Source organism: Vibrio sp. AK197 (assembly GCF_053903115.1).
On the sequence record NZ_CP096430.1, the window covers coordinates 649,955 to 662,139 of the forward strand.

At 47.5% G+C, this 12,185-nt stretch carries 8 protein-coding genes; 7 read left to right on the plus strand and 1 reads right to left on the minus strand.

Translation table 11 applies throughout. The features are described from left to right. Nucleotides 1-28 precede the first annotated feature (28 nt). Complete coding sequence (fhuB, locus tag M1D72_RS10105; protein ID WP_456297379.1) at nt 29-2,017, plus strand: Fe(3+)-hydroxamate ABC transporter permease FhuB; 1,989 nt, start codon at nt 29-31, stop codon at nt 2,015-2,017. 129 nt (nt 2,018-2,146) lie between these two features. Continuing rightward, the gene (locus tag M1D72_RS10110) at nt 2,147-4,324 is read left to right on the plus strand and encodes a TonB-dependent receptor (protein WP_456296798.1); all 2,178 of its coding nucleotides are present in this window, start codon (nt 2,147-2,149) and stop codon (nt 4,322-4,324) included. 87 nt (nt 4,325-4,411) lie between these two features. Here M1D72_RS10110 and ehuR read toward each other — a convergent pair whose 3' ends face one another. Beyond that, a complete protein-coding gene (ehuR, locus tag M1D72_RS10115) occupies nt 4,412-5,845 on the minus strand; it encodes a MocR-like ectoine utilization transcription factor EhuR (protein ID WP_456296799.1) in 1,434 nt (477 codons plus the stop codon). A gap of 272 nt (nt 5,846-6,117) precedes the next feature. Between ehuR and doeA the strand changes: the two genes are divergently transcribed. From doeA to M1D72_RS10140, 5 genes are all read left to right on the plus strand, one after another. Continuing rightward, nucleotides 6,118-7,305 (plus strand): ectoine hydrolase DoeA, encoded by a 1,188-nt coding sequence (gene doeA / locus M1D72_RS10120; RefSeq protein ID WP_390191313.1) that lies wholly within the window; start codon nt 6,118-6,120, stop codon nt 7,303-7,305. A gap of 8 nt (nt 7,306-7,313) precedes the next feature. Beyond that, the gene (gene doeB / locus M1D72_RS10125; protein ID WP_456296800.1) at nt 7,314-8,321 is read left to right on the plus strand and encodes a N(2)-acetyl-L-2,4-diaminobutanoate deacetylase DoeB; all 1,008 of its coding nucleotides are present in this window, start codon (nt 7,314-7,316) and stop codon (nt 8,319-8,321) included. Nucleotides 8,322-8,375: 54 nt separating this feature from the next. Beyond that, nucleotides 8,376-8,864 (plus strand): Lrp/AsnC family transcriptional regulator, encoded by a 489-nt coding sequence (locus tag M1D72_RS10130; protein WP_456296801.1) that lies wholly within the window; start codon nt 8,376-8,378, stop codon nt 8,862-8,864. A gap of 215 nt (nt 8,865-9,079) precedes the next feature. Next, nucleotides 9,080-10,618, plus strand: a complete 1,539-nt coding sequence (locus M1D72_RS10135) for an NAD-dependent succinate-semialdehyde dehydrogenase (RefSeq protein WP_456296802.1) — start codon at nt 9,080-9,082, stop codon at nt 10,616-10,618. Nucleotides 10,619-10,655: 37 nt separating this feature from the next. Next, on the plus strand, nt 10,656-12,062 hold the full coding sequence (locus tag M1D72_RS10140; RefSeq protein ID WP_456296803.1) for an aminotransferase: 1,407 nt from the start codon (nt 10,656-10,658) through the stop codon (nt 12,060-12,062). Nucleotides 12,063-12,185 lie beyond the last annotated feature (123 nt).

The following is a 12,185-nucleotide window of genomic DNA, read 5'->3' on the forward strand; positions in this document are numbered from 1 at the left end:
AACAATGACAGGAGAGAACAGAAAAGTAATGGGTTGGAAAACTCTGTTTAGTGTCTTTGGGTTACTGGTTGTCGGTGTCGCACTCAGTCTACAGTTGAACCAGACTCTCGCCGTAGAGCAGCAATGGCAACTGATTGTTAATCCATCAAGTGCCGAGTCTTTTGATGACTTTATGTTTGCTTATGCACAGTTACCACGTGCCGTCATAACGCTTGTCGTTGGTGCTATGCTCGGTGTTGTTGGCAGTTTAATGCAACAATTGACTCAAAATACGCTAACGTCCCCATTGACGATGGGGACGTCATCAGGCGCGTGGTTGGCATTGGTGATTCTCAGTATTTGGTGGCCGGATGCGGTCAATGATTACAGTGCTTTTGCTGCGATGGCAGGCGCACTTCTCGCGTTTAGTATGATTCTGTTAATCACAGGTTTGGATAACATGACCGGATTGCCAATGGTGATTTCGGGAATGGTGATTAATATTTTACTCGGTGCGATTGCGGGCGCGGTTATTTTACTTCACCAAGATTATGCACAAAATGTATTTATGTGGGGCGCGGGAGATTTGGCACAAAACGGATGGGAGATGCTCGAGTGGCTTGTTCCTCGCCTCAGTCCTGTGATTATTTTGTTGCTAGTGGCGCCAAGAATTCTGACGTTGCTCAGATTGGGTCAGCAAGGCGCTGAAGCTCGTGGCCTCTCCGTTATTCCTGCGTTTTTTGTTTTGATGGTGATCGGGATTTGGTTAGTCTCTGCCGCCATCACTGCCGTCGGTATTATTGGTTTCATCGGCCTCCTAACGCCGAATATAGTGCGTGTTCTTGGGGCGAGAACGCCAAGAATGGAGCTGTTTGCAAGTCTACTGTTTGGGGCATTATTGCTTCTGATGACCGATGTCATTGCTCAGCTTATGAGTTTATGGGCCGGACAAGTCGTACCTAGCGGAGTGACCGCCGCCGCGGTTGGTGCGCCCGCGCTTATTTGGTTCAGCCGTCGCCAATTAAAGGCTCAAGATGGGATGGCGGTTGCCTTGCCGGGGTCTCGTTCATCACTAAGTTCTGGGTTAGCCCTGAGCGTTATTGGCATGTTGATGATTGGTATCGCGGTCTATTTTCTATTCCAAGTCGATGAACAAACGTGGCATTTGGCTATGCCAAGCGATTATCAATGGATGCTACGTTGGCCTCGTGCGCTCACCGCATTGTGTACAGGGGGAGGGTTAGCGCTTGCCGGAACGATTCTTCAGCGTTTGATCTACAACCCACTGGCAAGCCCTGACATTTTAGGGGTTTCCTCCGGGGCAACGTTTGCGCTGGTTTTTGCCACCATTTTTTGGGAGCAATCGCTACTTTCGGCGCAGTGGAGCGTTGCGTTTATTGGCAGTATGGCGGTGTTGTTGGTGTTGATCTTTTTGGGGAAACGCCACCAGTTTGCACCATCGAGTGTGATTCTAACTGGGATTGCAATGAGTGCTTTGCTGCAAGCCTTTGTTCAGTTCTGCTTATCGAAAGGCAGCCAAGACAGTTACACGATATTGCAGTGGTTAGCGGGTTCAACATACCGTGTTACCGATACTCAGGCTCTACTTCTTAGCGGTTTGGTTTTAGTGATGTTGATATTGAGCCTCTCGGCATCTCGTGGTTTGACTCTGCTTTCCATCAGTCGTGAGTTTGCCAAAGCTCGAGGCTTAAATACTTCATTAATGTCGATGTTGCTATTGGCATTGGTTGCCATGCTGTGTGCCGTCGTGACGGCCACTATGGGGCCTGTCGCGTTCGTGGGCTTAATTGCTCCGCATTTAGCAAGAATGTTGGGCGCTCAGCAAACACGGCAACAACTGCTTTTTGGTAGCTTGATTGGCGGCACAACGATGCTGTGGGCGGATTGGCTCGGGCAGGTCTTGTTGTATCCAAATCAAGTTGCAGCAGGCACCCTAGTCGCGATCATCGGTGCGATCTACTTTTTGGGCTTACTCATTTTTAACCGTGTAAAAGCCCGACTCTCCTTTTCTGCATAACCATCAATAATAGGCGGCATTTTGCCGCCGTTATTCCTCTTGTTTGATATTGAAAATTATTATCATTAGCAATAGTATTGATTTTATAACAATATTATTGATTTCATTATTTTTAAGCAGAGGTTTTTTATGGCACCGTATCACCTTTCTCGGGTGGGGCTTAGTGTGATCGCCGCGCTTTCGTATGCGCACTCCACACTATCTTTCGCCGATGACGCAACAAATGTTTCTCAAGATGAGGCAACGGAAGTCGTCACCGTTATCGGTTCACAAGTTGATTTAGGTGATGCGTATCAAGGTGGTCAAGTTGCTCGTACCGGGCGTGCCGGAATGTTTGGGGCTCAAGACATCATGGATACCCCATTTTCTTCGACCAATTACACGCAAGAGCTGATCGAAAACCAGCAAGCCGCAAGTATTGGTGATGTATTGCAAAATGATCCTACGGTCCGCGTCGCGACGGGTTTTGGTAACTTCCAAGAACTGTATATGATGCGTGGTTTTCCCGTCTTCTCTGATGATATGACGCTCAACGGGGTATACGGCATTTTACCGCGCCAATATGTCGCGGCAGAAATGCTGGAGCGTGTTGAAGTCTTGCGCGGTGCGAATTCTTTTCTGAACGGAGCTTCGCCAGGTGGTACGGCTGGCGGCGGTATCGGCGGCGCAATCAACTTGGTTCCTAAGCGTGCAGGGAGTGAACCATTAACTCGCGTAACGGTGGGGACGCAAACTGGCGGTCAAGCCTATGGTGCGATGGACTTTGCTCGTCGATTTGGTGATAACCAAGAAAATGGTCTTCGTATCAACTTGGTAGCGCGTGATGGTGAAGATGGTGTTGATGATCAAGATACTCAACTTGGCGTATTGACGGTCGGGTTTGATCATCAAGGCGAAAATTTCCGCTTGTCAGCCGATGTGGGCTATCAAGATCACCATATTGACTCTCCACGTCCTTCCGTGACTCCCGGAACTGAAATTCCTTCAGCTCCTGATGCAAGCAGTAATTATGCTCAAGATTGGACATACACAGATGACAAACAACTGTTTGGTGCAGTCCGTGGTGAATATGATCTTAATGATTCTACCAGTATCTGGCTTGCTGGTGGCGCACGGAAAGGGAAAGAGCATAATTTGTTAGCAAATCCAACCGCAGATTCTGATGGTAATTTGACAGCCTACCTCTTTGATAATATTCGTGAGGATACCGTTTTTTCCGCAGACAGTGGTATTCGCCATCAATTTGAAACGGGCAGCGTCGCGCATACTGTGGTTTTCTCAGGGTCGCTTTATCAATCTCGTTCTAAAAACGCGTATGTGATGTCTGGGAATTCTTCCGTTGGCTCCTTAAATCAATATCAGCAGCAAGATAAGTTTACGGCCACTATTTTTGGTGGGGATATGGATGATCCTAAGGAAACTGAACGTACAACTTATGGGAGCTTAGCACTTGCAGATCAACTTTCTATGCTTGATGATCAAGTTAAAGTGATGCTTGGCGCACGCTTACAGCGTATTGAAACCAAGAGCTTTGCTTATGGAACGGCGGAGTTAAATGATGGAGGATATTACGGAGCAACGGGGTTAACGCCATCATTGGGTATTGTTTATCAGCCAAACTTTGATGTTTCGCTTTATGCTAATTATTCAGAAGCGTTATTACCGGGCGAGATCGCGCCAGCGACATCTAATAATGTCGGTGACGTACTTGATCCAGGAAAATCTCAACAGTACGAGGCAGGGATAAAATACGATACTGGTGACTATGGCACTACGCTGTCTGTGTTTGAAATTAGTAAACCAACATACATGGAAAATAGCCACGGTGACTACACTGATAACGGTGAACAGCGCCATCGTGGTCTAGAACTGACGGCCTTTGGCCAACCTGTTGAGAGCGTAAAAGTCATTGGTGGCTTAACTCTGATTGATTCTGAAATAGTCAATAGCGCCAACAGCGCTGAAGTAGGTAAAAACGCCATTGGTGTGCCAGAAGTTCAGGCCAACCTTAACCTCGAATGGGCAACGCCTTTTGTTCAAGGTTTAACGCTTGAAGGTCGCACCGTTTATACCGGTTCTCAATATGCAAGCTCTGATAACAGTATAGAAATTGGTTCATGGACACGCTTTGATTTAGGTGCTCGCTATGCGATGCAACTGAGTGGACACGAATTAAACTTGCGTGCTCGAGTTAACAACCTAACTGATAAGAGTTATTGGGCATCGGCTGGTGGTTATCCGGGGAGTAACTATTTAGTCCAAGGTGCGCCGCGTACGGTGGTCATTTCAGCGAGCTATGATTTCTAAATAAAGTGATGTTGAAACATAAAAAAACCAGCCATTGGCTGGTTTTTTTATGGGGAACGTTTTTGTCTTATCAATCAGGGGCTTTGTTCACACCAAAAATGACGATGTTGGTGGATTGGTAGTAAGAATTTCGGCGATAACAGAGAGACCATGTTTGATGTAACCGCGATTGGTTTCGGCGCCTAAGCTCACACGGACAAACGGCAGGGCTTGATTGACATTGGTTACGAACGGTTTATAGCTGGTGATCTGTACACCTGAGCGTTTGGCTGCGACCACAAGATCGTCACTTTGCCATTGCTCGGGCAGCGATAACCATAGATGCTGACCTTGAGGGTGCGCTTGGTAGTGATAGTCTTTAAGGATGCTCGCGGCTAACCGTTGACGTTTAGCAAATTCATCACGCTGAAAATCAATAAACCGTTCCAAGGTGCCATTTCGAATCCACAGATCGGCGATTTCAAAAGCCAGCGGAGTGGCTGCCCAACTGCTGGCAGCAAGTCTTCCCAATGCATGTTGCAAATAATGGCGTGGAACTGCCAAGTAGCCGGTACGTAGCCCAGGTGCCACCACTTTTGTTAAGCTGGTAACGTAGAAGGTCTGCTGAGGAATTAGCGAAGCAATAGGCGGCTCTCGCTGGGGTTCGAGCGCGCCATAGACATCATCTTCAATGACAAGAATATTATAGCGCAGAGCAATATCGGCAATGGCTTGACGTCGCTCTCGATCCATATGAGAGCTGCACGGATTGGCCATACTTGGGGTACAACACAGCACTTTGATATTGCGAGTTTGGCAAGCCCATTCAAACGCTTGAGGAGTAATCCCACGTTCATCCATTTCTAAAGGCAGCAGCTTAAACCCCAGCATACGAGAGCGTGAGATTAACCCGTGATCGACACGCTCTCCACATGCAACGACATCGCCATGTTCCACTGTGGTACTCAGAGCGAGCATTAGTCCGTGGCAGGCGCCATTGGTTAAAATTAATAAATCGGGTTCTACGTCCAGCCCTTGTGTTTTTAGGTACTGTTGTCCGGATTCTTGATGTACAGGTTGACCCATAATCGGCCGCGCTTTAGCGAGTAGGTGATGATTATCTGCCTGAGACGCGATGTTGGAGAGTGCCTGATTGAACAGCGTCATATGTCTTTCAGTGATCACTGGATGAGCAATGGACATGTCAATTTCATCTGGCGTTTCTTTCATTTCATGAGCCAGCATGAATTCAATGTCGGTATTATCATCGACAAATCCCGCTTTGACAAACGTGCCATTGCCGACCCACGATTCCAGTGCTCCCTTCTTTTCTGCATAGGCGTAGGCATGGCTAACGGTTTGAACACTAACACCAATTTGCTCAGCAAACTCACGATGAGTAGGTAGGCGGGTACCGGGCGCCAAGTCACCGCTGCGCACGCACTCCACCAAATATTGGCCAATCGAAAGGTATTTGGCTTGTCCTGAAGAAATGATCGGGTTCAAAGAAATTGTCATGACACAATGTTTTTGTTGCTTCATTTTATGTCCCAACTGTAACTTGAAATTAGGTCTTGGCTAAAATTAATACAATAAATGTGTGATAGAGCACATAAAGTGAACGGTATTGTACTGATTGTCATGAATGTCTGATTCAGCTAACACTTAATGTTATGACCATTCATTAGCAGCAGACTTATTGTTCCCCTCGTTCGAGAATGGAGGTCGGTAAACCAAGTGGTTTGCTTTTAGGTAGGAATACCTCAACGTCTTCGAGCGTCGTATGGCGCCGTAATGTGAAGAAGGAGAAACTCATGAGAGACGTTGCTATGCACTTTACCCCAGATGAATATCAAGAGCGCTTGCAGAAAGTTCGTTTTTCAATGGAAGAGAAAGAGCTTGATGTGCTGATTATTCATGACCCTTCAAATATGTCTTGGTTAACTGGCTATGATGGTTGGTCGTTCTATGTTCCGCAATGTGTGGTGATAGGAATGAGCGGAGAGCCGGTATGGTTTGGCCGTGTTCAAGATGCCAATGGTGCGTATCGCACCGCTTATATGTCGCCCGAAAATATTACTTTTTATCCTGATCATTACGTAATGAATCCACCATTGCATCCGATGGATTTTCTATTAGAAGCCGTACTGGCCCCAAGGATGTGGGATCGCGGGCGAATTGGTGTGGAGAAGGATAATTATTATTTTAGTGCGACGGCCTATGAATCGTTATTGACTCATCTTCCTAACGCGCAATTGCTTGATGCGACGGGGCTCGTGAATTGGTGTCGCGCTGTAAAATCTGAGCAAGAGCTTATCTATATGTACCGTGCGGCACGTATTGTCGAAAACATGCATCGTGTCGCCTACGAGATGATTGAACCAGGCTTACCGAAACACCATTTGGTGGCTGAAATCAACCGTCATGCTGTGCTCGGGTGTGACGACCATTTTGGTGATTATACGGCCATCGTGCCGCTATTGCCTTCCGGCACGGACGCCTCAGCGCCACATTTAACGTGGGATGACCGTCCGTTTAAACGTGGTGAAGGAACGTTCTTTGAAATAGCGGGCGCCCATCGCCGATATCATTGTCCACTATCACGCACCATTTTTCTCGGTGAACCGGACGATAAATTTAAGCGTGCTGACGAGGCATTAAGTCGTGGGCTTGAAGCCGGGCTCGCGGTGGCTAAACCGGGAAATACTTGTGCTGATATTGCTCGTGCTTTACATCATGAGCTGGAGCAAGCAGGGATCTCTCGTCAAGGGGCGCGCTGCGGTTATCCAATCGGGTTGAGTTATCCTCCTGATTGGGGAGAACGCACGATGAGTTTGCGTGATACGGATAACACCATTCTAAAAGAGGGCATGACATTTCATTTTATGCCCGGTTTATGGTTTGAAGACTGGGGGCTAGAAACCACGGAAAGTATCGTTATCACTGCCCAAGGTGCCAAAACATTGTGCGATTTTCCGCGTCACCTGTTTGTGAAGCTTTAGGAGTAATAATGCAGCCAAGTTCTATATCGGCGACTGTCAACTTTGAGCTTGATGGTGTTCAACATGGCTTTCTCACTTTACCTCATTCACATGATGGATCGGCATGGGGGAGCGTTATGATTCCTATCACGGTGATAAAAAATGGCGAAGGACCTACATCATTATTAACAGGGGGTAATCACGGTGATGAATATGAGGGAATTACGGCTTTATTAAAGCTAAGCCATGAGCTTAGTGCGGAGGCAATTAGCGGCCGAGTGATCATTGTACCGATGATGAATCATCCTGCAGTACAAGCGGGGACCCGAACCTCACCGATTGATGGAGGGAATCTCAATCGCAGTTTCCCGGGTGATCCTACCGGGCTTCTTACCGAAAAAATCGCGGATTACTTTACTCGTTATCTGGTTCCGATGTGTGACTTTGCGTTGGACTTACACTCTGGAGGAAAAACCTTAGACATCGTGCCTTTTGCTGCCGCTCATCGTTTAGAGGATCCACTATTAGCGACATCTTGTTTACGGGGAGCCAAATTGTTTGGTGCCCCCTATACCATGTTGATGCATGAATTGGATGCCAGTGCGCTTTACGATACGGTGGTTGAAGAACAAGGTAAGGTTTTTGTGACCACTGAACTTCGGGGTGGAGGAACAACGACGCCGCAGACGATGGCTTATGCTGAGCGCGGCATTCGCAATTTTTTACGTTTTGCGGGTAATTTGGCCGGAGAGTATCAATACCCTGCGGAGCCGACTCGGCTGCTTGATATGCAAGATAGCCAGTGTTACTTGCAAAGTGAGCATGTCGGGATTGCTGAATATCATGTTGAACTCGGCGCCAAAGTGGAAGTGGGAGAGGTGATTGTCAGTCTCTATTCTCCACTGAGAAGCGGCGAGGCCAGTATTGATTATCGAGCCAAGCAAAGCGGTATATTGGCAGCAAGGCGTTTCCCATCAATGGTGAATATGGGGGATACGATTGCTGTGATCGCTAAGGATTGCGGACCATTAGCATAAGGTGGTAACCGGCGAAGGTTGGTTCGTGGATTGAGAATACATAGGGAGTTTCTAATGCGATTAGACCGCTATGATGTAAAAATCTTGCAGATCCTTCATCAAAACGGACGGATCACAAAATCCCATTTGGCGGAAGCCATCAATTTATCGGTAAGCCCATGTTGGGAGCGGGTGAAAAAGCTCGAACAAGCAGGGATTATTGAAGGGTATGGTGCCAAGCTCAATACGGATGCGTTATTTAAACGTACGTCAGTGATGGTCGAAATTTCCCTTAAAGAGCATAACGCTCAGACGTTTCGTCGCTTTGAACAGGTGATGATGCATACCCCGGAGGTGTCAGAGTGCTACGCAACAGGGGGCGGTGTTGACTACATTTTAAAAGTCCAATCACAAGATATTGACCAATATCAGCGGTTGATTGATAACTGGTTGGAATCAGGCTTGGGGATTGAGCGTTATTTTACCTATATCGTCACCAAGACCATCAAGCGGGATGTTGGTGAGTTAGCCATCTCGCCACCTGAACAGCAATGGGCAAAATAGTATCAAAGGTGGTTTAAAAAGAGCGGTGATGTTTCACCGCTCTTTTTTGTCATCGGTATTTTTCGAAATATTGACTCGAAAATTAGAGCAGAAAAAATGTGTCGTTTGCGGCTGACAAACAAAAAAAATAGCCGATAAACGAGCTTGGTTAAGAAATTATTGGTGTGATTTGTTGCGTAGAGTTGAAGTACGGACAACGCAGCGAGGATAGCCCAATGACCGCACATTTAAGTATGCACGCCCATCAGTTCAAAGCATCTCATGACATGATGGCGATGATGGATGACGTTCGTCTGGTACGAAACCTAGCTTATGTCAATGGTAAGTGGAGCAGCGGCGAGCAATTTCTTGCCGTCGATAATCCAGCCGATGAGCGGGTGATTGGTTATATGACCTTACTTTCTCAACAACAGATCTATCAGGCGATTGATGCGGCGGATAAAGCCTTTGTAACTTGGCGTCAATGGCAAGCCGATGAGCGAGCCCACATCCTTATGGTTTGGCACGACTTGATCATCGAAGCCAAAACCGATCTCGCCCGGCTTATGGTAATGGAACAAGGTAAAACCTTAGCTGAAGCCATGGGAGAGATCGATTATGGCGCCTCCTTTATTCGCTGGTTCGCTGAAGAAGCTCGGCGCAGTTATGGTGAAACGATTCCTAGCCACATTGCCAATGCGCAACTCGCAACCATTCGTGAACCCATCGGTGTTGCGGCACTAATTACACCGTGGAATTTTCCTTGTGCAATGATCACGAGAAAAGCCGCGGCGGCGCTCGCGATAGGGTGTCCGGTATTGATTAAACCTGCTGGCGAGACCCCCTTTTCCGCATTGGCACTCGCTGAATTGGCTGATCGCGCAGGGTTTCCTCCGGGAGTGTTTAACGTCATAACTGGGGAGCCGGAAATGGTGTCTAAAACGTTATGCCATTCCACTAAGGTAAAGGCGCTATCGTTTACCGGATCGACACGAGTGGGCAAATTGCTACTGCAAGACGCCGCACAAACGGTCAAAAAATGCAGCATGGAATTAGGCGGAAATGCCCCGTTCATTATTCTTGAAGATATGGATGTAGATGCGGCTGTGCAATCTGCTTTAGAGGCTAAATTTCAAACCTCAGGGCAAGATTGTCTCGCCGCAAATCGAATCTTTGTTCCTCAATCGATGTATGAGCCGTTTATTGAACGCTTTGCCGAAAAGATGCGTCAACTCGTGGTTGGGAACGGCTTTGAGCAGGGCGTAGACCTCGGTCCGCTGATTAATCGCAAAGCCGCGCAAAAAGCGCAGAATTTAGTCGTAGATGCGTTAAACAAAGGCGCGAGATTGATCACCTGCGATCAAATTCAATCCACGGATTACCGTCAGCCATGGCGCAGCAACTTTTTTCCCCCCACATTACTGGCTGATGTTACACCCGACATGGACGTGTATCGCGAAGAAAACTTTTGCCCGGTAGCGGGCGTGCTTCCCTATCAAGACCTCGACACCATGCTCGCCATGTGTAATGACACCGAGTATGGCTTAGCAGCGTATGTCTATGGTCATGATATTCACCAAATATGGCACTGCTTACGAGCGCTAGAGTTCGGTATGGTCAGTGTTAATTCGGTCAAAATGACCGGACATTCGATTCCATTTGGTGGCGTCAAACAGTCCGGTGTGGGCCGAGAAGGCAGTCGTCATGGGTTAGATGAATTCAGTGAGTTGAAATACTACTGCTTAGGCGCGCTACCCACGGTCAGTGGCAGCTAATTTACAGATTGAGAGCGAATAAATAAGGAGAGTTAAGATGGACAATAAAACACAACGTTTACTTGAAATGGATCGCCAGCGTGTATTTCATGCTTCTACGCACCTCAAACAATATGCCCATGGTGAGCTACCAGGACGCATCATTTCTGGCGGTAGCGGCCTTCGTATTACTGACTCAGAAGGCATTGAACTTGTTGATGGTTTTGCCGGGCTTTACTGCGTCAATATTGGCTACGGACGCACTGAGATGGCCGATGCAATTTACCAGCAAGCCAAGCAGTTAGCGTATTATCACACGTATGTGGGCCATACCAACGAAGCTCTGGTCACGCTGTCTGATCGCATTATTAATATGGCGCCAGAGGGAATGAGCAAGGTTTACTATGGTATGTCGGGAAGTGATGCCAATGAAACTCAGTTGAAACTGGTATGGTATTACAACAATGTTCGCGGTTTACCTGAGAAAAAGAAAATTATCTCTCGAGATCGTGGTTATCATGGCTCAAGTATCGCATCAGGTTCAATGACTGGGTTGCCTCTGTTCCACGCTCATTTTGATCTTCCCCTTGACCGCATGAAGCACACGGTCGCACCGTATTATTATCGCCGTGAAGACGCCTCGATGAGTGAACTCGAGTTTTCTCAGTACTGCGCGGATCAATTGGAGGCAATGATTCTTGAGGAAGGGCCAGACACCGTTGCTGCGATGATTGCTGAACCAGTGCTTGGAACTGGGGGAATTGTACCGCCACCACAAGGGTATTGGCAGGCAATACGCAAAGTGCTCGATAAATACGATGTGCTATTGATTGCCGATGAAGTGGTGTGTGGTTTTGGTCGTCTAGGCTCGCCATTTGGATCCATCCATTACGATATGCAGCCTGATCTTATTACCATCGCGAAAGGGTTAACTTCGGCGTATCAGCCGCTTTCCGGTGTGATTGTTGGTAATAAAGTATGGTCAGTGCTAGAGCAGGGCACGGATGAATGGGGAGCCATCGGCCATGGTTATACCTATTCTGGTCATCCACTTGGCGCAGCGGCAGCGAACTGCAACCTCGATATTATTGAACGTGAGGGGCTGATAGAAAACGCGGCGCAAACCGGGGCTTACCTTCAACAGCGTATGGCAGACACGTTTGCTGACCATCCATTGGTCGGGGATACTCGAGGTGTTGGTATGCTGCATGCGTTGGAGTTCTCATCCGATAAAAACCAGCGTTCTCTGTTTGATCCAAACCTTAAAGTCGGCGCTCAAATTTCAGCGGCGTGTTTGGAGCAAGGGTTAATAGCGAGAGCCATGCCACATGGGGATATTCTTGGTTTTGCTCCTCCGCTGGTAGCGACTCGCAATGATATTGACACCATCGTTGATAAAACCCATCAAGCAGTGAATCAAGTTATGGATCGGTTAGTGACGTCAAAGCAATGGCAAGCGAAATAACGCCGCTATTGGTCTTTTAGCTCCCCAACGTTCGTTTGGGGAGTCTTGTCTCGACAACACAACGATAAGATATACATCGGTCCCATTATCTTTAAGTTAGATATTTATGGGGTGTATACCTGA